Origin of the sequence: Tepidicella baoligensis (assembly GCF_013432195.1) — a bacterium.
Taxonomy (GTDB): domain Bacteria; phylum Pseudomonadota; class Gammaproteobacteria; order Burkholderiales; family Burkholderiaceae_C; genus Tepidicella; species Tepidicella baoligensis.
In genome coordinates this window covers 79,725-101,329 of sequence record NZ_JACCDB010000005.1, presented here as the reverse complement: position 1 = coordinate 101,329, position 21,605 = coordinate 79,725, and the positions used below count along the sequence as shown (strand labels likewise).

Sequence of the window (21,605 nt, the reverse complement as noted above, 5' to 3'; positions counted from 1 at the left end):
CGGTGTGGATGGCTTACATATCGTAATCGTGGCCCTGGCCCTGCATGGCCTTCATGATGAGCTCACGCGAAAGCCGGTCGCCCAGCAGCTCGGCAAAGCGCAGCACGAACTGGCGCAGATAAACCCCACGCTTGAAGGCGACGCGGGCCACGTTCTGGCCAAATAGGTGGCCGGCGGGCCGGGCCACCAGATCGGGGTGACGCTCCTCGCCCTGCATGGCCATTTCGGCCACGATGCCCACGCCCATGCCCAGTTTCACGTAGGTCTTGATCACGTCGGAGTCGATGGCCTCGAGCACGATATGCGGTTTGAGCTGGCGCAAGCCAAAGGCCTGGTCGATGCGGGTGCGGCCGGTGAACGAGGGGTGGTAGGTGATGAGCGGCACCTGGGCCAGGTCTTCCAGGCTGATCCGCTCTTTGTCCAAGAGGGGGTGGGCAAACGGCAGCACCAGCACGTGTTGCCAGTCGTAGCAGGGCAGGGTGACCAATTCCTCGTATTGCGTCAGCGCTTCGGTGGCCATGCCGATGTCGGCGACCTCATCGAGCAGCATCTGCGCCACCTGGGCGGGGGAGCCCTGGTGCAGGCTCACGGACACCTTGGGGTAGATCTGTCGCAGCCGAGCCACCGGGCCAGGCAGCACGTAGCGCGCCTGGGTGTGGGTGGTGGCTATGCTCAGGTTGCCACTGTCCTGGGCCGAGAACTGTTCGCCGATGCGCTTGAGGTTGTTGACCTCGCGCATGATGATCTCGATGCTCTTGAGTACATGCTGGCCCGGTTCGGTGATGCGTTTGATGCGTTTGCCGTGGCGGGTGAAGATGTCCACCCCGAGCTCGTCCTCCAGTTCGAGGATGGCTTTGGAGACACCGGGTTGGGAGGTGTGCAGCGCCTTGGCGGCTTCGGTGAGGTTGAGGTTGCGGCGTACCGCTTCCTGAACGAAGCGGAACTGGTGCAGGTTCATGCGGGACGGTCCTCCAGGGCGATTTCGGCGAGCAGGCCGATCAGGCGCGGATGCTCGCCGGCCGGGGGCAGCAGATGCAAGCGCACCGTGGGGTATTGTTGCTGCAAGGCTGCCATGAGTGAGGGCAGGTCCTCGCGAGCGTGTTTGCCCATTCCGAAGAACAGGGGCAGCACGCGGATGTCGCTGGCGCCTGTGGCCACGAGCTCGGCCACGGCTGCTGGCAGGGATGGCTCGCACAGCTCCAGGTAGGCGCAACCCACGCGGCTGGAGGGGTCGAGGGCGGCGATGGCATCGGCCACGGCCTCGACCGGCCGGCGCCACAGCGGATCGCGGGAACCGTGGGCAAAGACGACGACGGCGCGCATGTGGTGTCCTATCGTTTAAGCACCAGCCAGCCAAACGCCCCGAGCGAGGCGAGCGAGTACAGCAGCGATGGCGCTGCCGAGGTGATCCAGGGCTCCCAGTCGCGCAGGTTGCCGATGTAGCCGAACACATTGTTCAGCAAGAAGAAGCTGATCCCGATCATGACGCCGGCGAATACGTAGGCAGCCAGCCCTTTCGAGCGGAAGTGGAGATAGGCGAAAGGCAGGGCCAGAACCACCATCACCAGGCAGCTCAGGGGGTAGAACACCTTGCGCCAGAACTCGATTTCATAGCGCTGCGCGGTTTGGTTGTTGGCCTGCAGGTGGCGGATGTAGCTGAACAGGTCGGCGGTGCGCATACGCTCCGGCTTGAGCAAGGCGACCGCGATCATGTCGGTGGTCAGCGTGGTCGGCCAGTCCAGCGCGTCGGATTCGACATGACGGATGTGCCCCGCCTCGGCGCCCAGATCGAACTCGCGCAGCCGGACTTCACGCAATCGCCACAACCCACTGGCGTTGTCCACGGTGGCGGCGCTGGCCCGCAGCGTCTGGCGCAATCGTCCGGCGTCGTCGAAAGTGAAGATGCGCACATCCTGCAATTCGCCGTGGGCGTCCATGGCCCGCACGTTCACCGAGGTCTGGGTGTCCTCGCCACGCTCTTTCAGCCAGGCCCCGGTTTGCCCGATGCTGATGCGGCCCTGGTAAGCGGCTTTTAGCAGTTGTCCTTGCCGATCGGTCCAAGGGGCCAGGTAGTCGCCGATCACGACCGTCAGCACCACGAAGCCAGCCCCGAGCCACAGCATGTTCTGCAAGGCCCTCCAGGGGCCCAGCCCGCTGGTGCGCAGGATGGTGAATTCCGAGCCTTGCGCCAGTCTCACGAGGCCATAGACCGATCCGATGAGCACCGCGATCGGCAACAGCTCATACAGGCGGCTGGGCATCAGCAGGGCCACGAACAACAGGGCTTGCGGCATGTCGTACCGCAGGGAAGCGTCCAGAGGCGACACCCTTCCCAGGGCGGGGAGTTCGTCCAGCAGGTCGAAGAACAAAAACAGCGACAAAAAAGCCAGTGTGACGAAGCCGATGGCGGCCAACAACTCGCCGAAGATGAGTTTGCGCACCGTCCTCATGCCGCCGCCCTCGGTATCCGGGGTATGGGCAGGCGCCAGTCCCAGTGGCGTTTGGCCAGCCACAGCAGGCTCAGCATGAACACGCTGCCGTGCAGGCCCAGCATCAGGGCTGGCGATGACACCAAGCCACGCGCCACCCAACCTTGGCCCAGATTGAGCAGGTTGTAATACACCACGAAGGCGAACAGCATGAACATCAGATTACCGCTTTTGCCCGCCCGCGGATTGTTGGCCGCTACCGCGACGCCCATCAGCGTGAAATTGAACGCGGTCAACGCCAAGCCCACGCGCCACGACAGCTCACCGGCATGAGCCGGGTGCGGTTGACCGATGAGTTCCCAGGTGGGGAGGGCCTTGAGGCCCGTACCTATACCCTCTGGCTCGGTGGCCTGGCCGATCTGAATGCCATAGGTGGCGAATTCGCTGATTCTGATCGGCCCAGGTGTGGCGGGAGCGGGCTGGTCCAGCTGCTGCCCTTGTTCCAGCAGCAGCATCTGCTGATCGCCGAGCCACTGCACCCGCCCGGTGCGTGCCGAGGTGATGGTCTCCCTGCCGTCATCGCTGGTATTCGAGATGAAGACGTTGCGGCCCTCGGTCCCATCGACGGTGTCTTTGTCAATGAAAAATACCCTTCTGCCGCCTGACGACTCCTGGAACTGGCCCGGCGCGACCCGCTCCAGATCGCCCCGCTGCTCGTAGCGGCCACGCAGTTCATCGATCTGCTGGTTGGTCCAGGGCCAAGCCAGTATCACCAGCAGAAAGATGGCGAGCAGGATCGGCCACGCGAAACGGAACACCGGTGGCAGGAACGAAGCGATGCCGCGCCCGCTGGTGAACCAGATCACCATTTCGCTGTCGCGGTACATGCGTGAGAGGGTGGAAACGACCGCGATGAACAGTGCCAGCGTCAGCACGGTGGGCAGACGACCGATGACGGTGTAGGTCAGCACCAGCAGGATTTCTTCCGGGTTGACGCTGCCTTTGTTGGCCAGACCCAGTGTGCGGATGAGCAGCATCGTGATCACGATGGTGAGCAATACCAGCAACGAAGCACCGAAGCTTCGCGCCATTTCACGGCGCAGAGAGGAATGGAATAACATCGTCTGAAACCAACAACAGCCGACATTATGGACTTCGAGCTCAAAACCCTTACCCTTCATCAGGCCGCCGGCCTGGCGGCCGACGCGCTGATCCTGTTGTGGTCCGACCGCGCCGGCCAGACTTCCGCTGGCCCGGGGGACCCGCTGACCCTGTGGGCCCGTGGCGCCGTCGCCGACAAAGACATCGAGTCTGCCGTGGGCAGTTGCCTGCTGGCCCATCGGTTGCCGGGTGTGCAGCCGCGGCGTCTGGCTCTGGTCCGCACCGGTGAAGGCTCTGGTGCCTCCATCCGCAAAGCCGTCACAGCCGCGATGAAAGCGCTCGCGGGGGATGCCGTGAAGCGGCTGGTGCTGGTGGCCGGCGATGCCGAGGCGGCGGCCGTCTCGGCGGCGGTGCAGGCGGTCGCCGAGACGAGTTACCGCTACGTTGCCACCAAGTCCCAGGCCAAGCCCCGCGTTCTGCAGAAGGTGGTCGTGGGCGTCGCGGATGCGGCTGCCGTGCGTCAGGCCTTTGACCAGGGGGTGGCGGTGGCGCACGGCGTGGAGCTGGCGCGGGAGTGGGCCAACCGGCCCGGCAATCACGCCACGCCCACGATGTTGGCGCAAGCCGCCCGCCAGCTCGGCAAGTTGCCCGGGATGTCGGTGGAGGTGCTGGGGCCGAAGGAGGTGGCCAAGCTCGGCATGGGGGCGTTCATGGCCGTGGCGCAGGGCTCCAGCGAGCCGTTGCGCTTCATCGTGCTGAAGTACCAGGGCGCGGCCAAGTCCAGTGCCCCGGTGGTGCTGGTGGGCAAGGGCATCACCTTCGACACCGGGGGCATCTCCCTCAAGCCGGCCCCCGAGATGGACGAGATGAAGTTCGACATGGGCGGGGCAGCCAGTGTGCTGGGGACTTTTGCCGCATTGGCCAAGCTCAGGCCCGCGCTCAACGTGGTGGGCCTCATCCCCACTTGCGAGAACATGCCGGATGGGCGTGCCGTCAAGCCTGGCGATGTGGTCACCAGCATGAGTGGACAGACGATTGAAGTCCTCAACACCGATGCCGAAGGGCGCCTGATTCTGTGTGACGCGCTGACCTACGCGCAGCGTTTCAAGCCGCGTGCGCTGATCGATGTGGCCACGCTCACCGGTGCCTGCGTGATCGCCCTGGGTGGCGTGCGCGCCGGCCTGTTCGCCAACCGGGATGACCTGGCCCAGCACCTGTTCGAGGCGGGTGAGGCGGCACTCGATCCCTGCTGGCGCATGCCGCTCGACGACGAATACGCCGAAGGCCTGAAGTCCCATTTCGCCGATATGGGGAATGTCGCCGGGCGTCAGGCTGGCGCGGTGACGGCGGCCAAGTTTCTGGAGAAATTCGTCGGTGACCATGCCTGGGCGCATCTCGACATCGCGGGCGTGGCATGGAAAGGCGGGGCGTCCAAGGGGGCCACCGGCAGGCCTGTGCCCTTGCTGCTGCGCTACTTGCTCGACGAGGCCGACCGGCTGGCCCTCCAGCTGCGCCCAACCCCGAAAGCCGTTGGCGCCAAACCCGTCCGGAAGCGCTGAGGCATATGGCCACGGCCATCGCGTTCCACTTCCATGTAGGTGCCCTGCAGGCGTACCTGTGCCGTTTGTTGCGCAAGGTCACGCTGGCGGGCCATCGTTCCTGGGTGCTGTTGCCTGAGGAGTACCTGCGCGCGACCGACGACGCGCTCTGGACGTTTTCCGCGCAGGAATTCGTCGCTCATGCCGTCTGGGGCCATGCGCCGGAGTCGGTGTTGCGCCGCTCGGCCGTGGTGCTGTCGAGCGCAGAATTGCCCGAGCCGTCGCTAGGCATCGGGGTATTGGTGAACCTGTTGCCTGCCGTTCCGGTGGGGTTCGAGCGGTTCGAGCGGCTGTTGGAAATCGTGCCTGAAGACGATGCGCTCAAAGCGGCGGCGCGTGAGCGCTGGCGCTACTATGTGGCTCAGGGCCTGAACATCGAGCGCCATGACGTGGCTCAGCTTGTCGGGCGCCGCCAGGGCCCATGAAAGCTGCGCCTGCAAACGACATGGCCCCATCGAGGGGCCATGTAAGCGGTGTCCGAGCGGCGGATCAGGACAGGTGAGCGCTGATCAGCTTGGTCATCTCGAACATCGAAACCTGCGGTTTCTTGAAGATTTCCTTGAGCTTGGCGTCGGCGTTGATCATGCGCTTGTTGGTGGCGTCCTGCAGCTTGTTCTTCTTGATGTATTCCCAGACCTTCTTAGTCACTTCTGTGCGCGGCATGGGCTTGCTGCCGATCACGGCCGCCAGGGTGGCGCTTGGGGTCATCGGTTTCATGAACGCGGCATTGGGTGTGCGCTTGGCTGGCGCAGCTTTAGCAGCAGGAGCTTTTTTCGCAGTTGCCATGGTCGAATCCTTGTGATGGTTGAGGCATGTCATGGAGGTGAAAACACCGGCCACGAACGGTGGTCATCCTAAACGCAAAGTTCCGGGTTTCATAGAGAGAAGGTGCGTTTTTTTCGGGTGGGATGGGTTTTTCCTAGGTTGGAGTGGCTTGCATGTGACAGTGTCTGTATGAGCTGTCAGCATGATGCAAGGTCCAGGGTGATTGCCTGGGTATCATCGCTGTGGGCTCCGGGTCTGGGGCCAGGGTGTTTCAGGAGTGAGAATGCGCATGAGATTTGCCACTTGTGACCTGTGCGACGCGCACAAAAACGACCTCAGTGGAGACTTTCGGGTGTTGCCGCCCGTGTTTCGGGATTTCGGCGGGCGCCCCGCGTTTGCAGGCCCAGTGGCCGTGGTCAAGTGCCATGAAGACAACTCCCTGGTGAAAGACGCCGTGGACTCGCCGGGGCAGGGGCGGGTGCTGGTGGTCGATGGCGGAGGCTCGCTGCGCCGGGCTTTGGTGGGCGGCAATCTGGCAGCTGCGGCCGCGCGCAATGGTTGGGCCGGTCTGGTCGTGGATGGCTGCGTTCGCGACGTGGCCGAACTGCGGGCTTGCGACGTGGGCATCCGAGCCCTGGCCGCCATGCCGCTGCCCACCGAGAAGCGCCAGCAAGGGCAGCGCGACGTACCCGTGTGGATACAGGGTGTGCTGGTCCAGCCCGGCGACTGGCTGTATGCGGATGAAGACGGCATCGTGCTCAGCCGTCGTCCCCTCCACGGTTGAAAGGGTGTGCTCAACCCGTGACGGCGCGGCTCAGGCCGTCAGGCCCTTGTAGAGCATGAAGCCGGCCAGCACGTACAGGATGAGCGCGAACACCCGCTTCAACGGCTTGACCGGCAGGGCGTGCGCAGCCCGTACGCCCAATGGAGCGGTGAGCACACTGGCCGTGGAGATCACCAGCAGGGCCGGCAGGTAGATGTAGCCGAGGGAGGCCGGGGGTAAACCCTCCACGCCGCTGCCCGAAACGATGTAGCCCACGGCATTGGCCAGCGCGATCGGAAAGCCCAGGGCGGCGCTGGTCGCCACCGCATGGTGGATGGTGACGTTGCACCATGTCAGGAACGGGACGCTGACGAAACCGCCTCCGGCGCCGACCAGTCCCGACAAGAATCCGATCACCCCGCCTGCTGCGAACTGGCCCGAGGTGCCGGGCAGGGTGCGGTTGGGTTGAGGTTTTTTGTCGAGCAACATCTGGGTGCCGGAAAAGGCCACGAAAGCGGCGAACACGAAGGCCAGCCACCGGCCGCCAAGCCACGCGAACACCCCGAGGCTGGCCAGGGCAGCGCCGGCCACGATGCCTGGGGCGAGTCGAGAGACGATGTCCCACCGGACGGCCCCGCGTCGATGGTGGGCGCGCACGCTGGAGAGCGAGGTGAAGATGATGGTGGCCATGGACGTGGCGATCGCCACCTTGACGGCCAGATCGGCCGATACCCCCTGAGCCGTCACGATGACGGTGATGAACGGCACCATCAGCATGCCGCCACCAATGCCCAGCAGCCCGGCGAGAAAGCCCGTGAACACACCCAGGGCCAGCAACTGGGCCACCAGCAGAAGATCAAACATGCAACAGGGAGAAAAATGAAGGGTGTCTGCCGTGGTGCCGGACCGTCATCCTGAACGTGGGGGTTCAGGTGGGCGAGGGCAGCGCAGCTTCGGGTTCATCTGACGCGAGACGCTCACACCCACTGCGCAATGTACCAAGCCCGGGCTCGAAGAGCATTGGTTCAAGGAAATATAAAGCCCAACGCCCACGGCAGACACCCCGATTGTAGTACGGGCCAGGGGTGCCGAGTCGGCTCAGAACAGCCGTCCGTCTGGTGCCAGAGCGGCGTCGAGGCGCTCCAGCAAGGCCTGGAGTTGCGCTTCCTGCGCAGACAGGTGGGCCGGGTCCTCGAGATCACCCGATTCCGGGCTGCCGAAGGAGGAGTTGCGAAACCCGCTGCCATCTTTCTGAAACAGCTCGAAAGCGATGTTCAGGGCCGCCAGCACTGCGATGCGATCCCGCGCCTTGACCTTGCCGGCGTCGCGGATGCGGCACATGGCGCCGTCTACCTTGGCCACCGCTTCGCGCAAGGCCTCCTCGCCATCGACGGGGCAGGCCAGCATGTAGCTCTGGCTCATGATCTGGACTTCGACCTGCTTGATGCCTGGCTTGTTCATGCCTCGGGTTCCTGAGGTTCGGTGGGCAGTTGCGCAATCAGTGCATCCAGCCGCTGGCGCGCGACGAGGCACTGTTGGCGCAGCTGGTCGCGTTCCTGGCGTAAGGACTCCAGTTGCTGTTGCAGCAGCTCGTTGACGCGCTGCAGTTCCTCATGGCGAAGCAGCAGCCGATCCACACGCTCGGATATCTGGTCGATGTAAGGCTGGAGAGGCATTTGTTCGCCATTGTAGGGCCGTGGGGCTCCAGGCGTGGACGAGCTAGAATGTGAGATGTTGGTGCTCGCTGCCCGGTTCCTGGGCAGCGGTTAAACGGGAAGCTGGAGGTGCGTGGTTGTGACCAGACACGCGCTAACCAGCGCTGCCCCCGCAACGGTAAGTGGACGGGTCGCTTGTGCGGCCCCGCTTTCGTCCCCCACGCCACTGGCGGCCTTCGGGCCTCCGGGAAGGCGACGAAGGTTGTTTCCACCAGCCCGGATACCGGCCAGCGAGGTGGCCTTGCGCGTCGCGCACGGCTGTGATGCCCATGCACTGTCGGGGAAGGCGGTGAGGGCGATCTGCTTTTGTTTCTGCCATGTGTGTTTCTTTGAATCGCGCCCGAGTGGCGTGCGTGCCTGCGGCCATCACGGTCTTCTTGGGGGGGGTGTCCGTGGACGCTTCGGCTCAAGCGGGGGAGTTGGAGCCGGTGGTGGTGACCGCCACGCGCACCCCCGTGCCTTTGACCGATTCGCTGGCCGATGTGACGATCATTGGCCGCGACCAGCTCGACCAGGCGGGCCTACAGTCCTTGATCGATGTGTTGGCGTTGGTGCCCGGTGTCCAGATCACGACGAATGGCAGCTACCGCTCCAATTCAGGGGTGTTGCTGCGCGGCGCCACGACGTCGCAGACCATTTTGCTGGTCAACGGGGTGCGCGTGGGGTCGGCCACATCGGGGGGGTATTCCCTGGAAAACCTGCCCCTGGACCGGATCGAGCGGGTGGAGGTGCTGCGCGGTGCAGCGGCGGCCCTGTATGGCCCGGATGCCGTGGGCGGGGTCATTCAGGTGTTCACACGTGAGCCGGAAGATGGCTTGCAACGCTCTGCCACCGTCGGGGTGGGTGGCGACGGTCAGCGCAAACTTGGGGCGTCCTTGCAAGGACAATCTGGCGCATGGGGATACACCTTGGGTGCCAGCCATGAGCGGGCCCAGGGCATCAATGTGAAGATTCCCGGTGCGTCTGGGTTCAATCCAGACGAGGACGGTTTCGAGTTCACCAGCATGGACGCCAGCCTCCGCTACCAGATCAACCGTCAGCACAGCGTTTCCGCCCAGCTCTTGCTCAGTGACGGCGAGTACGACTTCGATGGTGCGCCTTCACCGAATCCGTTGTCGCTCGATGCCGCCACGGCCCGGGCCGTGGCGTATCCCAGGCTGGAACAGCAAATCCTGCGATGGTTGGCGCAATGGACGGACGACTGGTCCTCGACCTTCACGGCGGGGCGCTCGAAAGACGTGTCCGTCAACCGTTACTGGCGGATATCGGACGGCGCACCGGCCGGGCAGAGCCGCTTCAACACCACCCGCACCCAGTTCATCTGGCAGAACGACATCCGTTTCGACCAAGACACCTTGAGTGTGGTCGCTGAGCAGCGCGAGGACCAGGTGGACAGCACCACCGCGTACACGGTTTCGCAACGCACGGTGCGCGGCCTGGCGGCTTCCTATGCCATGAAGCAGGAGTCGTGGGACGCCCTGGCCACGGTGCGGCATGACCGCAATTCCCAGTTCGGCAGTTTCAACACCTGGGCGTTGTCTGCAGGCTACCGGCTCAATGAGCAGTTCCGTCTCGTTGGCAGCGTGGGCACCACGTTTCAGGCACCCAGCTTCAACCAGTTGTACTTTCCTGGTTTCGGCAATCCGGATTTGAAGCCCCAAAAGGGCAAGGCTCACGAGATCGGGCTGCGTTATCGGCAGGGCAACACCCGTGCCAGCGCGGTGCTGTATCACAACGAGGTCCAGGGTTTCATCACCCCTTCCACCAACGTGCAGTCCAACCTGGCTGTGCTCAAGGGCATGACCCTGTCGCTGGATCAGTCGTGGGGGGACACGGCCTGGTCGGTTTCGTATGACTACGCCGATCCGCGTCTCAAGCCCAGCGATGAGCGCGTGCTTCGGGTGGCCCGACATGTGCTGCGCACCCGCCTCAACCACCAGCACGGGGACTGGTTGTCTTTCGCGGAGCTGCGCCTTTCCAGTGACCGGGAAGACGCCCAGTTTCCCGGCCGCGTCACCCTGCCTGGCTACGGGTTGCTCAATCTGGGGACCACCTACCGGCTGAACCGAAACATGAGTATCCAGGCGCGGCTGAACAACGTGACGGACACCACGTATTCGCTGGCCAATGGCTTTACCTCGCCGGGACGCAACCTCTTCGTCTCGCTAAACTGGAACGACTGAGGGTTGCCGTGCAGCCTATTGCTCATTGCCCCGCCGTGCTGATCGCTGCTCCGGCTTCCGGCCAGGGCAAGACCACCGTGACCGCTGCGTTGGCGCGCTTGCATGCACGGCAGGGCAAGCGGGTGCGGGTTTTCAAGTGCGGGCCGGATTTTCTGGATCCGCACTGGCATGAACTGGCCAGCGGCCAGCCCGTGCACAACCTGGACCTATGGCTCAACGGCGAGGATGATATCCGCGCCCGGCTGCATGAGGCTGCGTTGCACAGCGACCTGATCCTCGTGGAAGGGGTGATGGGCCTGTTCGATGGCGAGCCGAGTGCGGCCGATCTGGCGGTGCGTTGGGGCATTCCCGTGCTCGCGGTGATCGACGCCTCGGCCATGGCGGGTACCTTCGGCGCGCTCGTGCATGGCCTGCGGCACTACCGACCCGAGTTGCCTTGGGCCGGGGTTCTGGCCAACCGGGTGGCCAGCGAAGGGCATGCACAGATGTTGCAGGCATCGATTCGCACCGGCCATACGGGAGGAGAATCGGCTGACCTGGATGCCGGCTGGCTGGGGGCCTTGCGGCGGCAGGCCGGTTTCACGTTGCCACAGCGCCACCTGGGCCTGATCGCAGCGGCTGAACTGCCCGACGCCTTGGCACGGCTGGATGCCATCGCCGATGCGCTGGCGGACACCCCTCTTGGGCGCCTCGACGCGCAGGGTTGGCAGCGCTGGGCCGTGGCTTTCGAGCCGTCTCCCGTCCGACCACTGCCCCTGCTGCTGCAGGGGCGTACGATTGCGATTGCGCGGGATGCGGCCTTTGCGTTCATCTACCCCGCCAATCTGGACACGTTGCGCGCGCTGGGTGCCGAGCTGAGGTTTTTTTCCCCGCTGGCCAACGAGGCTTTGCCGCCGTGCGATGCAGTCTGGCTGCCGGGCGGCTATCCAGAGCTCCATGCCGACACCTTGAGCCGCAGCCAGCGCACGCGCGACCATCTGGAGGCCCATGTGCATGCGGGCAAGCCGGTATGGGCAGAATGCGGAGGCATGATGGTGTTGTTCGACGGAATCACCCAGACCGATGGGCGGCGCATGCCCGGCTGGCGCATCTTGCGCGGAGAAGTGCGCATGCACCCCCGCTTGGCTGCCTTGGGGCCCCAGCAGTGGACGACCCCGCTGGGTGGCTTGCGTGGCCACACGTTCCACCATTCCACGGTGGAGACCGATGAGCCCCTGGCGGGCTGGACCGAACCGGTGAGCGCGTGGGGCCGGCCAGAGGCGGTGTATCGCCGCGCTTCGCTCCAGGCAAGCTATTTCCATGCCTGGTTCGCCTCTTGTCCCGAAGCTGCGGCCACACTCTTCCTGACGGAGAAGCCGTGAGCCTGCCAGGTCCCCAACGCATCGTCTGCCTGACCGAAGAAACCACCGAGTGGATTTATCTGCTCGGGCAGGAGGCGCGCATCGTGGGCATCAGCGGCTACACGGTGCGCCCGCGCCGGGCGCGCGCGGAAAAGCCGAAGGTCAGTGCGTTTCTCCATGCCAAGATCGACCAAATCCTGGCGCTGCAACCGGACTGCGTGTTTGGCTTCTCCGATTTGCAAGCCGATATCGCCGCTGCGCTCATCCGGGCCGGGGTGCAGGTGACGGTGTTCAACCAGCGCAGCGTGGAAGAGATCTTCGGCATGCTCTACCAGGTGGCCGCCATGCTGGGGTGCGCCCAGGAAGGGCAGGCACGCATACGCGCCATGCGCGAGCGGCTGGAGGCGATCGCACACCAAGCGTCTTTGCTCGACGAGGCCGGCCGGCGGCGGCCTCGTGTGTTTTTCGAGGAGTGGGATGAACCTCTCATCAGTGGCATCCGTTGGGTGTCGGAGCTGGTGGGCGTGGCCGGTGGGACGGACATTTTTCCCGAGCTGGCCCGGCAGCCCTTGGGCAAAGACCGTATCGTGGCCGATGGGGCCGAGATCGTGCGGCGCGCTCCGGACATGGTGATCGGCTCATGGTGTGGCAAGAAGTTCCGGCCCGAGAAGGTGGCGGCGCGCTCCGGTTGGGATCAGGTGCCCGCGGTACGCCATGGGCAGCTGTTCGAAATCAAGTCGGCCGACATTTTGCAGCCCGGGCCTGCAGCGCTGACCGACGGCGTGGAGCAGTTGCATCGATTGATTCAGCAATGGCGGAGGCAGTATGGTTGAGGCGCCACGCTGCGAGTTCATTCTCGGCGGCCAAAAAAGCGGCAAGTCGCGGCTGGCCGAAGCGCGGGCGCGCGACTGGTTGAGCGCACATGCCTTGCACCGAGCCGTGTTGTTGGCCACCGGATGGCCTGGCGACGACGAGATGCGTGAACGCATCCAGCGGCATCGGCGCGAACGGGCTGCCCGCGTGCCCGGGCTGGTCACGGTGGAGGAACCCCGCGCCTTGGCCGACGCGCTGCGGCGTGAAAGCACGCCCAGCACGATGGTCGTGGTGGACTGCCTGACGATGTGGCTGACGCAGGCGGTGATGCCGCCGCCGGGTGTTCCCGCCGTGGACGATGTGCCGGCTGTTTGCGAGGATCTGTGTCGGGTTCTGACGGAGCTGCCGGGGCCGGTGGTGCTCGTGGGCAACGAGATCGGCCTGGGCGTGATCCCGCTGGGCGCGGAGGTGCGGCGTTTCGTGGATGCCTTGGGCTGGCTGAACCAGCAGGTCGCCCGCATGGCGCAACGGGTCACGCTGATGGTGGCGGGCTGTCCGCTGGTGATCAAGGAGGGGCGGTCATGAAATGCGGGGCATGGCCGGGCTGGCTGGCGGCGCTGACCGCTTGCGTGGGGTTGACGCTGTTGGCTGCCCAGGCGGTGGCCCAGCCTGTGTCCGTGACCGACGATCGGGGCCGCACGGTGCAGCTGCCCGCACCGCCGCAGCGGGTGGTGTCCATCCTGCCGTCGCTCACGGAAACCGTGTGCGAGCTCCAGCAGTGCCATCGGCTGGTCGGGGTGGACCGGTATTCCAATTGGCCGGCGGCGATCCAATCCTTGCCTAGGGTGGGGGGCGGAATCGATCCGAACATCGAGGCCATCGTCGCGCTGCGGCCAGACGTGGTGCTGGTGGCCCTGTCGAGCCGAGGCAACGAGCGCCTGGAGGCTTTGGGCCTGAAGGTGGTGGCGCTGGAACCCAAAACCCATGCCGACATGCGGCGCGTGATGGGCAAGGTGGCTCAGGTGTTGGGTGTGCCTGCAGAGGAGGCCGGGCGTATTTGGCGGCACATCGATGCGGCCGTCTCGGCGGCAGCCCAGTCGCTGCCACCAGAGGTGCGGCAGACTCGGGTGTATTTCGAAGTCAACCGCGCGCCCTACGCGGCGGGGGCTTCCTCGTTCATCGGTGAGACCCTGGCCCGGCTCGGGGCGCAGAACATCGTCCCGGAGGAACTGGGGCCGTTTCCCAAGCTGAACCCGGAGTTCGTGGTGCGGGCCAACCCGGATGTGATCATGGTGGGCGAGCGCAACGCCGCCGGCATGACCGACCGGCCCGGCTGGGGGCGTATTCGCGCCGTCAGCGAGCGGCGGGTGTGCGTGTTCAGCAACGACGAGGCCGACACCATCATTCGTCCGGGGCCGCGCATGGCCGAGGGGGCGCGGCTGTTGGCGGATTGCCTGAACAAGCACCTGCAGCCATGAGCGCTCCCTCCTTCCCCACGGTTTCGGCGCGTCCTGCGACCGTTGTAACCATGCCCTCGCGCTGGCGGTGGCTGGCCGTGGCCCTGGTGGGGGTGGCAGCGGTGCTGGTGGTGCTGGGCCTGGGGGTAGGCAGCACTGGGGTGGAGCCGGTGTGGGCCATGCTGGCCGATCCGGTGGCCGCGCAGATCGTGTGGGACATCCGGGCCCCCCGGACCTTGGGCGCATGGGCAGCGGGCGCCTTGCTGGGGCTGGCGGGGGCGGTGGCTCAGGGGTTGTTCCGCAATCCGCTGGCCGACCCGTTTTTGCTCGGCAGCGCCTCGGGGGCGTCGCTGGCCGTGGCGGTGACGCTCGCTGCCCTGGGCGTGTCGCCTTTCGCCGCCGCCTGGGTGGTGCGCCTGGGGTTGACAGGCGCGGCCTTCGTCGGGGCGGTGGCTGCGGTCATGCTCACGCTGGTGTTGGCGCGCGGCGTGCAGCATACTTTGCGCCTGCTGCTCGCGGGCGTGGTGGTGGGCATGGTCCTGGGGGCGCTGACCTCGCTCGTCACGCTGATGGCGCCGGACGTGCTCCAGGCCATGCAGGCGTTCATGCTTGGCTCCACCGGCTTTGTCGGCTGGTCCTCCTGGGCCATCATGATGGCGGTGGGTGCAATCTGTATCTGCGCTGCCTGGGCACTGGCCAAGGTGCTCGACGGACTGAGCCTGGGCGAGTCCACGGCGCAAAGCCTGGGCCTGCCGCTGGCCCCACTGCGGGCGGCGCTGGTGGCCGTCATCGCCCTGGCCACGGGTACCGCCGTGGCGCAGACCGGCCTGATCGCCTTCGTGGGGCTGGCGGCGCCGCATCTGGTGCGCTCGGTGGTCAAGACCACCCATGCACGGCTCGTGGGGTTGGCCAGCCTCATGGGCGGGCTGTTGTTGCTGGCGGCCGACCTGTTGGCGCGTGGGCTGTTGGCCCCACAGGAAATACCGGTGGGTGTCTTGACGGCCGTGCTGGGCGGGGGGTATCTGTTGTGGCTGATGCATCGGCGCACGGGATGAAGGACGTGACGATATCGGCGTTGTCGGCGCAGCGGCTCACGGTTCATCTGGGCACCGCGCGCGCATCCCGACAGGTGCTCGGCGGCCTGGATGTCGCCATTCGCGCAGGCCGCTGGACCAGCATCGTCGGCCCGAACGGCGCGGGCAAATCCACCTTGCTGCGGGCCCTGGCCGGTCTGGTGCCGGTGGAAGGACGCGTGTATCTGCTGGGGCGGCCCCTGCCGGCATGGCCCCACCGCGAACGCGCCCGTGCGCTGGCCTGGCTGGCACAGGGTGGGGCTTCTGACATGGGCGCGGACGACCTCACCGTGCGCGACGTGGCCATGCTGGGGCGTCTGCCGCATCAGGGCTGGATCGCCCCGCCAAGCCCGGCCGACCATGCCGCCGTGGAGGCGGCCCTGCGCCAGACCCATGCCTGGGATTGGCGCGACCGGGCCTTTGGGGCCCTTTCGGGCGGCGAGCGCCAGCGCGTGCTCCTGGCCCGATTGCTGGCGGTGCAGGCACAGGTGCTGCTCATGGACGAGCCGCTGGCCAATCTGGACCCTCCGCACCAGGCGGACTGGCTGGCGCTGGTGCGCCAACTCGTGAGGCAGGGCCGCACCGTGGTCAGCGTCCTGCATGAAATCTCCATGGCCCTCATGGCCGACGATCTGCTGGTGATGCGCGAAGGCGGCATCACCTATGCCGGTCCGGTGGACGATACCCAGGCCCATGCGGCGCTGTCCGCCGTGTTCGATCATCGCCTGCGCATCCACGCCATCGATGGCCGCTGGGTGGCCCTGCCACAGTGAAAGGACGCACACCATGCAACTCGAATCCCCGCCCACCGACAAGCGCTATGACAAGCCCGAAGGCGAGCGCCGTGGACTGCTCATCGTGCACACCGGTGATGGCAAGGGCAAGAGTACAGCGGCCTTCGGATTGGCGCTGCGGGCTTTGGGCCGTACGCACGTACATGGCCGGCAGGTGCGCATCTTCCAGTTCATGAAGGTGCCCACGGCCCGGTTTGGTGAACACCGCATGTTCGAGCAGATCGGCCTGCCCATCGAGGGACTGGGTGATGGCTTCAGTTGGAAGAGCCGCGATCTGGATCATTCGGCCCAACTCGCCCGGGAGGGCTGGCAGCGAGCCAAGGCCGCCATCCTGGACGGCAGTCACTTTCTGGTGGTGCTCGACGAAATCACCTATCCGCTCATCTACGGCTGGCTGCCGCTGGACGATGTACTGCAGACCCTGCGCGAACGCCCGCGCGACGTGCACGTGTGCCTGACCGGGCGGCGCTGCCCGCCGGAGCTGATCGAACTGGCCGACACCGTGACCGAGATGACACTGGTCAAGCACGCCTTCCAGGCCGGGGTGCCGGCGCAGCGGGGCATCGAGGATTGAAAGCACCCGCCCCATGCCGATGCTCGAGTCCGCCCTGATGGTCATCTTGCCCGCCGCGGTCATGGTCGTGGCCATGGCGGTGGATCGCTGGTGGGGGGAGCCGCCGACATGGCTCCATCCGGTGGTGGGTATGGGCGTGATGCTGGACAGGCTGGGCCGCTGGGCGGCTCCTTGGGCGAGCACCCCCGATGCGGGGCGATGGGGGCCGTGGTGGCGCGGCGCCCTGGGCTGGTGTGCCGGGGCTGTGGCGGTGGCGGGTCTGGCCGCGCTGCTGACGGCGTGGATCGCATCGTGGCCTGGTTGGGCGCAGATGCTGGTGATGGGGTTGTTGCTGAAATCCCTGTTGGCGTGGCGCATGCTGCGTGAGGAGGTGTTGGCCGTGGAGCACAGTCTGAACGTGTCTTTGGACGCGGGGCGAGCACAACTGGCTCGGCTCGTCAGCCGTGACGTGAGCGGGCTGGATGAGGCTGGCGTGCGTGAGGCTGCCCTGTCCACCCTGGCGGAAAACCTCAACGATTCGGTGGTGGCCCCGCTGTTCTGGTTTGCCGTGGCCGGTCTGCCCGCAGCGGCGCTATACCGATGGGCCAACACGGCCGATGCCATGTGGGGCTACCGAGGCGCCCGCCACGGCCGGGTGTGGACCTGGGCTGGCCAATGGGCCGCCCGTGCCGACGATGTGCTCTCCTGGCTACCGGCTCGGATCACGGCGGCGCTGATGTGGATGGTCGCACGCGGCTGGCGCACGTCACGCTGGTCGGTGCTCCAGGCAGAGGCGGCGCACACCCCATCACCCAATGGCGGGTGGCCCATGGGGGCGCTGGCCCTTTTGCTGCCGGTGCGGTTGGGCAAGGCCGGGGTCTATGTGCTCAACGCCGGTGCCGCCCGGCCGCAGCCCATGCACGTGCAGGCCGCCGTGACCATGTGCGGCCGCGCCGCCGCCTGCGGGTTGTGGCTGCTGGCCGGATGGGCCACGGCCTGGCAAGCGTGGCAACTGTGGGGGCTGACATGACGTCCATCGCCGCACGTACGCATGGTGGCACCGACGCGCACGGCCCCGTCCGCTGGGATTTTTCCTCGAACGCGAACGCCTGCGGGCCGTGCCCGATCGTGGTCGAAGCGCTCCGGGCTGTGGATGCCATCCGCTACCCCGACCCTTCGTATGGCGCGCTGCGCCGCATCCTCGCGCAATGGCATGGCGTGGAGCCGGGCCGCATCCTGATCGGGGGCAGCGCCAGTGAGTGGATCCAACGCCTGACGGCTTGTGCCTGGCGGCATGGGATTCGTTCCGTCTGGTGGCCCACTCACGCTTACGGAGACTATGCACATGCCGCGGCCGCCTGGGGCATGAGGCGGGCGCTGGAGCCCGGTACGGCCGGCCTTGCCTGGCTGTGCGAGCCCAGTAGCCCGCTCGGTGACAACGAATCCAGCACCGCTGTGGCTGTCGTGGTGGATTCCGGTTCGGCATGGACGGTGTTGGACTGTGCCTACCAGCCTTTGCGTCTGAGCGGCCAGCCGACCCTGACGCCGGCGCAGCAGGCCCGCTGCTGGCAACTCTGGTCGCCGAACAAGGCGTTGGGTCTGACCGGCGTGCGGGCCGCTTATCTCATCGTTCCCGAAGGCGAACAGGGGATGGTGCAGGCCCTGGAAGCGCTGGCCCCTTCCTGGCCGGTGGGCAGCCACGGCGTGGCGCTGCTGCAGCACTGGACCATGCCCGAGGTGCAGCAATGGCTGCGAGACAGTCTGCCCACCCTGCAACGCTGGAAGGACGAACTGGTGCGCTCCCTCGTTGCCCACGGCTGGGACTGCCGGCCCAGTCACACCCCCTATTTCTGTGCCCGACCGCCCGCGCCGCTGTCGGCCCAGGCCCTGCGGCGGCACGACATCAAGCTGCGCGACGCGACCTCCTTCGGCCTGCCCGGTCGATGGCGCCTGAGCGCCCAGCCCGACGCTGCCCGCCATGCCCTCTTGCGGGCACTGGAGGCCAGCGTCCCCAACACGCAGGAGCAGGCATGAGTGCCGTTTGCATCATGGTGCTGGGCACCACCAGCGGAGCTGGCAAGAGCTGGCTTGCCACCGCGCTGTGTCGTCATTACGCTCATCGAGGGCTGAGGGTGGCTCCGTTCAAGGCACAGAACATGAGCAACAACGCCCGTGTCGTGCCCACCCCAGACGGCCGCTGGGGCGAGATCGGCAGTGCGCAGTATTTCCAGGCGCTGGCCGCCCGGGTGCGGCCCGAAGTCCGCATGAACCCGGTGCTGCTCAAGCCCGAGGCCGACACCCGCAGCCAGGTCTTGTTGCTCGGGCAGGTGGATCGCGCTTTGAGTGACATGCCTTGGCGCGGCCGCAGCGAGCGTGTCTGGCCATCCATCCGCGCGGCGCTCGACGGGTTGCGGGCCGAATACGATCTCGTGGTCATCGAGGGGGCGGGCTCGCCTGCCGAGATCAACCTGCACGCCAGCGACATCGTCAACATGCGGGTGGCGCGGCATGTCGGCGCACGCTGCCTGCTCGTGACCGACATCGACCGCGGCGGAGCCTTTGCTCACCTTTACGGGACTTGGGCCCTGTTGCCGCCGGAAGAACAGCGGTTGATCCGGGGCTTCGTGCTCAACAAATTCCGGGGCGACGCCGCCTTGCTGGCCCCCGGCCCTGAGAAACTGGCCGAGTACACCGGCGTGCCCACCGTGGCCACCCTGCCCATGCTGTGGCAGCACGGCCTGCCCGAGGAAGACGGCGTGTTCGACGACCGTTCGCACCCGGCCGCTGCCGTGGACACCACGATCGCGGTGATCGCCTACCCGCGGATCAGCAACCTCGACGAGTTCCAGCCCTTGAAAAACGTGCCCAGCGTGCGGCTGGTGTGGGCGCGATCGCCCGCGCAACTGGTCGATGCCGACTGGGTGATCCTGCCCGGCAGCAAGCACACCAGCGCCGATCTGGCCTGGTTGCGCCAGCAGGGGCTGGACCGGGCCGTGGAGCGTCACGCCGCCGGTGGTGGCCTGGTGCTGGGGATCTGCGGCGGCTTGCAAATGCTGGGTGAAGCCCTGGTGGACTCGCATGGCATCGACGGCAATGCCCCCGGCCTGGGGCTGTTGCCTGTGGTCACCCGTTTCGAGGCAGACAAGACCGTCACCCCCACCTCGGCGAGGTTTGCGGCCGATCTACCAGGTCCTTGGCAGGCGCTGGCCGGCCAGGGCGTGGATGGCTACGAAATCCACCACGGCCAGACCGTCCCGCATCCCGCGATGGTGGCGGCGGGCCAACATCCCTATCCTCTGATCACCTCCGACGCCGGCGGGCAGCCGCTGGGCTGGCGCAACGCCAGCGGACGTGTGCTGGGGCTGTACCTGCATGGCCTGTTCGAACACCCGGGGGTTCTGCAAGCCCTGTTTGGCAGCGGCACGCCCTCGCTGGACCACGTGTTCGACCGGCTGGCTGATCATGTCACCGCTTGTTTCCCCTCCGGCTGGCTCGATGCGCTGGCCCAACCCTGAAAGGACGTTTCATGCCCCCCCTGCGCTTTCCCCAGGTTGCCGACATCACCGACGATGCGCTGGCCCAGCGTGTGCAGCACCAGCTGGACCAGAAAACCAAGCCCTTGGGCTCGCTCGGCCAGATCGAGGTGTTGGCGCTGCGCCTGGCCTGCATCCTCGGCACCGAGACGCCCCGCTTGCAGCACCCCCAGCTGCTGGTGTGCGCTGGCGACCACGGATTGGCCGCGCGCGGCGTGTCCGCCTTCCCGAGTGACGTGACCTGGCAGATGGTGGAAAACTTTCTGGCTGGTGGGGCTGCCGTCAGCGTCCTGGCCCGGCAGCACGGTCTGGCCCTGACCGTGGTGGACTGCGGTGTGGCACACGATTTCCTGCCCCGCCCCGGTCTGTGGATCCGCAAGGTCGCACCGGGCACCGCCGATGCGGCTGACGGCCCGGCCATGACGCCAGCGCAATGCCAGCAGGCGCTGGACAACGGGGCCGAGATCGTGCGCCAACTGCCCGGCAACGTGCTGCTGCTTGGGGAAATGGGCATTGGCAACACCTCGGCCGCCTCGCTCCTGTTGTCGCGCTTGTGCGGGCTCGACATCGAAGACTGCACCGGCGCGGGCACCGGCCTCGACGCGCCCGGCGTGCAACGCAAGATCGCGGTGTTGCGTGAAGTGCTGCAGCGCCATCCCGCTGCCGTGGAGCCATGGGATGCATTGGCGGCCTTCGGCGGTTTCGAGATCGCGACGCTCGTGGGGGCGGTGCTCGAAGCCGCCGCCCAGCGCCGTGTGGTGCTGGTGGACGGTTTCATCACCTCCGCCGCCGTGCTCGTCGCGGCGCGGCTGCAGCCTGCTGTGTTGCAACGCTGTGTGTTTGCCCACCGTTCCGGCGAACGGGGGCATGCCCTCATGCTGGCCGCGCTGAAGGTGGCGCCGCTGCTGGACCTCGGCTTACGTCTGGGCGAGGGCAGCGGAGCCGCGATGGCCTGGCCACTGCTGGTGTCGGCCACCGCCATTTTGGAACAGATGGCCTGTTTCGAAGGGGCCGGTGTCAGCCGTGCCAGCAGTGTCTTCGAAAAAAGCGCCTAAGGACTTTCCCTAGGTCGGGGTTGAAACCCGGTTTGCTTAAGTTCGCTGTAAGCATCGGACTCGACAGTCACCTCCGCAATATCGCGAATTCCCTTTTGCGGTGTTCGAGCGCGGTGGTTCGCCACCGTATCAAGCCATCACTCCGAGGAGATGACGTTCATGTCTAACGAAGAAAGCAATGCCAAGGCCTACTGGTCGGCGACGCTACGCCTGCTGACCATCGTGTTGGTGATCTGGGCGCTGGTGTCGTACGGCGCCGGAATCCTGTTTGCCCCTGTGCTCAACAACATCCATCTCGGCGGTTATCCGCTCGGGTTCTGGTTTGCACAGCAGGGTTCCATCTACATCTTCATTGCGTTGATCTTCTGGTACGCGAAAAAGATGAGCGATATCGACCGCAAGTTCGGCATGTCGGAAGACTGATCGGAAGGAA

At 66.1% G+C, this 21,605-nt stretch carries 24 protein-coding genes, 1 other RNA gene and 1 riboswitch; of the genes, 16 read left to right on the top strand and 9 right to left on the bottom strand.

Annotation, left to right across the window (positions count from 1 at the left end):
- Nucleotides 1-13: 13 nt before the first annotated feature.
- Genes HZS63_RS07615 through lptF form a run of 4 tightly spaced genes read right to left on the bottom strand, consistent with a single transcriptional unit; the run spans nucleotide 14 to nucleotide 3,550 of the window.
- Complete coding sequence (locus HZS63_RS07615; protein WP_180683451.1) at nucleotides 14-958, bottom strand: CysB family HTH-type transcriptional regulator; 945 nt, start codon at nucleotides 956-958, stop codon at nucleotides 14-16.
- Nucleotides 955-1,323 carry a sirohydrochlorin chelatase gene (locus HZS63_RS07610; protein WP_180683450.1) on the bottom strand — a complete coding sequence of 123 codons (369 nt, stop codon included), beginning with the start codon at nucleotides 1,321-1,323 and terminating at the stop codon, nucleotides 955-957. The genes HZS63_RS07615 and HZS63_RS07610 overlap by 4 nt, the downstream gene beginning before the upstream one ends.
- 8 nt (nucleotides 1,324-1,331) lie before the next feature.
- Complete coding sequence (lptG, locus tag HZS63_RS07605) at nucleotides 1,332-2,450, bottom strand: LPS export ABC transporter permease LptG (protein ID WP_180683449.1); 1,119 nt, start codon at nucleotides 2,448-2,450, stop codon at nucleotides 1,332-1,334.
- Nucleotides 2,447-3,550, bottom strand: coding sequence for an LPS export ABC transporter permease LptF (gene lptF, locus HZS63_RS07600; RefSeq protein WP_180683448.1), 1,104 nt, complete (start codon nucleotides 3,548-3,550; stop codon nucleotides 2,447-2,449). Before lptF ends, lptG begins: the two co-directional genes overlap by 4 nt.
- A 27-nt stretch (nucleotides 3,551-3,577) precedes the next feature.
- On the opposite strand from lptF, the gene HZS63_RS07595 reads away from it, so the two are divergent.
- Entirely contained in the window at nucleotides 3,578-5,089 is a 1,512-nt protein-coding gene (locus HZS63_RS07595; RefSeq protein WP_180683447.1) for a leucyl aminopeptidase, read from the top strand.
- A 5-nt stretch (nucleotides 5,090-5,094) separates the two neighbouring features.
- Nucleotides 5,095-5,553, top strand: a complete 459-nt coding sequence (locus tag HZS63_RS07590; RefSeq protein ID WP_180683446.1) for a DNA polymerase III subunit chi — start codon at nucleotides 5,095-5,097, stop codon at nucleotides 5,551-5,553.
- Between the two features lie 64 nt (nucleotides 5,554-5,617).
- Here HZS63_RS07590 and HZS63_RS07585 read toward each other — a convergent pair whose 3' ends face one another.
- The gene (locus tag HZS63_RS07585) at nucleotides 5,618-5,947 is read right to left on the bottom strand and encodes an SWIB/MDM2 domain-containing protein (RefSeq protein ID WP_425505938.1); all 330 of its coding nucleotides are present in this window, start codon (nucleotides 5,945-5,947) and stop codon (nucleotides 5,618-5,620) included.
- 235 nt (nucleotides 5,948-6,182) lie between these two features.
- Between HZS63_RS07585 and rraA the strand changes: the two genes are divergently transcribed.
- A complete protein-coding gene (rraA, locus tag HZS63_RS07580; RefSeq protein ID WP_246316238.1) occupies nucleotides 6,183-6,677 on the top strand; it encodes a ribonuclease E activity regulator RraA in 495 nt (164 codons plus the stop codon).
- Nucleotides 6,678-6,707: 30 nt separating this feature from the next.
- On the opposite strand, the gene HZS63_RS07575 is transcribed toward rraA, so the two are convergent.
- The 4 genes from HZS63_RS07575 to HZS63_RS07565 form a co-directional block, all read right to left on the bottom strand.
- Nucleotides 6,708-7,520 (bottom strand): sulfite exporter TauE/SafE family protein, encoded by an 813-nt coding sequence (locus HZS63_RS07575; protein ID WP_180683444.1) that lies wholly within the window; start codon nucleotides 7,518-7,520, stop codon nucleotides 6,708-6,710.
- A 20-nt stretch (nucleotides 7,521-7,540) separates the two neighbouring features.
- A non-coding RNA gene (ssrS, locus tag HZS63_RS14240) (6S RNA) lies at nucleotides 7,541-7,720 on the bottom strand.
- A gap of 34 nt (nucleotides 7,721-7,754) precedes the next feature.
- A complete protein-coding gene (locus tag HZS63_RS07570) occupies nucleotides 7,755-8,102 on the bottom strand; it encodes a cell division protein ZapA (protein ID WP_180683515.1) in 348 nt (115 codons plus the stop codon).
- A gap of 11 nt (nucleotides 8,103-8,113) precedes the next feature.
- Entirely contained in the window at nucleotides 8,114-8,332 is a 219-nt protein-coding gene (locus HZS63_RS07565) for a DUF904 domain-containing protein (RefSeq protein ID WP_180683443.1), read from the bottom strand.
- 42 nt (nucleotides 8,333-8,374) lie between these two features.
- A riboswitch (cobalamin riboswitch) is annotated at nucleotides 8,375-8,617 on the top strand.
- Nucleotides 8,618-8,688: 71 nt separating this feature from the next.
- Here HZS63_RS07565 and HZS63_RS07560 point away from each other — a divergent pair.
- The 13 genes from HZS63_RS07560 (at nucleotide 8,689) to HZS63_RS07500 (ending at nucleotide 21,595) form a co-directional block, all read left to right on the top strand.
- Nucleotides 8,689-10,554 carry a TonB-dependent receptor plug domain-containing protein gene (locus tag HZS63_RS07560; RefSeq protein ID WP_180683442.1) on the top strand — a complete coding sequence of 622 codons (1,866 nt, stop codon included), beginning with the start codon at nucleotides 8,689-8,691 and terminating at the stop codon, nucleotides 10,552-10,554.
- Nucleotides 10,555-10,562: 8 nt separating this feature from the next.
- The gene (locus tag HZS63_RS07555; protein ID WP_343039967.1) at nucleotides 10,563-11,915 is read left to right on the top strand and encodes a cobyrinic acid a,c-diamide synthase CobB; all 1,353 of its coding nucleotides are present in this window, start codon (nucleotides 10,563-10,565) and stop codon (nucleotides 11,913-11,915) included.
- On the top strand, nucleotides 11,912-12,727 hold the full coding sequence (locus HZS63_RS07550) for an ABC transporter substrate-binding protein (protein ID WP_343039966.1): 816 nt from the start codon (nucleotides 11,912-11,914) through the stop codon (nucleotides 12,725-12,727). Before HZS63_RS07555 ends, HZS63_RS07550 begins: the two co-directional genes overlap by 4 nt.
- On the top strand, nucleotides 12,720-13,292 hold the full coding sequence (locus tag HZS63_RS07545) for a bifunctional adenosylcobinamide kinase/adenosylcobinamide-phosphate guanylyltransferase (protein WP_180683441.1): 573 nt from the start codon (nucleotides 12,720-12,722) through the stop codon (nucleotides 13,290-13,292). The genes HZS63_RS07550 and HZS63_RS07545 overlap by 8 nt, the downstream gene beginning before the upstream one ends.
- Entirely contained in the window at nucleotides 13,289-14,185 is an 897-nt protein-coding gene (locus HZS63_RS07540; RefSeq protein WP_180683440.1) for an ABC transporter substrate-binding protein, read from the top strand. Before HZS63_RS07545 ends, HZS63_RS07540 begins: the two co-directional genes overlap by 4 nt.
- Before the next feature lie 50 nt (nucleotides 14,186-14,235).
- Complete coding sequence (locus HZS63_RS07535; RefSeq protein WP_180683512.1) at nucleotides 14,236-15,219, top strand: FecCD family ABC transporter permease; 984 nt, start codon at nucleotides 14,236-14,238, stop codon at nucleotides 15,217-15,219.
- Entirely contained in the window at nucleotides 15,216-16,010 is a 795-nt protein-coding gene (locus HZS63_RS07530) for an ABC transporter ATP-binding protein (RefSeq protein ID WP_180683439.1), read from the top strand. Before HZS63_RS07535 ends, HZS63_RS07530 begins: the two co-directional genes overlap by 4 nt.
- 13 nt (nucleotides 16,011-16,023) lie before the next feature.
- Nucleotides 16,024-16,605 (top strand): cob(I)yrinic acid a,c-diamide adenosyltransferase, encoded by a 582-nt coding sequence (gene cobO / locus HZS63_RS07525; RefSeq protein WP_180683438.1) that lies wholly within the window; start codon nucleotides 16,024-16,026, stop codon nucleotides 16,603-16,605.
- 13 nt (nucleotides 16,606-16,618) lie between these two features.
- Nucleotides 16,619-17,614: an adenosylcobinamide-phosphate synthase CbiB gene (gene cbiB / locus HZS63_RS07520; RefSeq protein ID WP_246316236.1), complete on the top strand. Its 996-nt coding sequence runs from the start codon at nucleotides 16,619-16,621 to the stop codon at nucleotides 17,612-17,614.
- Entirely contained in the window at nucleotides 17,611-18,618 is a 1,008-nt protein-coding gene (locus HZS63_RS07515; RefSeq protein WP_180683437.1) for an aminotransferase class I/II-fold pyridoxal phosphate-dependent enzyme, read from the top strand. Before cbiB ends, HZS63_RS07515 begins: the two co-directional genes overlap by 4 nt.
- Nucleotides 18,615-20,099 carry a cobyric acid synthase gene (locus HZS63_RS07510; RefSeq protein WP_180683436.1) on the top strand — a complete coding sequence of 495 codons (1,485 nt, stop codon included), beginning with the start codon at nucleotides 18,615-18,617 and terminating at the stop codon, nucleotides 20,097-20,099. The genes HZS63_RS07515 and HZS63_RS07510 overlap by 4 nt, the downstream gene beginning before the upstream one ends.
- An 11-nt stretch (nucleotides 20,100-20,110) precedes the next feature.
- Entirely contained in the window at nucleotides 20,111-21,172 is a 1,062-nt protein-coding gene (cobT, locus tag HZS63_RS07505) for a nicotinate-nucleotide--dimethylbenzimidazole phosphoribosyltransferase (protein ID WP_180683435.1), read from the top strand.
- Nucleotides 21,173-21,331: 159 nt separating this feature from the next.
- On the top strand, nucleotides 21,332-21,595 hold the full coding sequence (locus tag HZS63_RS07500) for a DUF4212 domain-containing protein (protein ID WP_180683434.1): 264 nt from the start codon (nucleotides 21,332-21,334) through the stop codon (nucleotides 21,593-21,595).
- Nucleotides 21,596-21,605 lie beyond the last annotated feature (10 nt).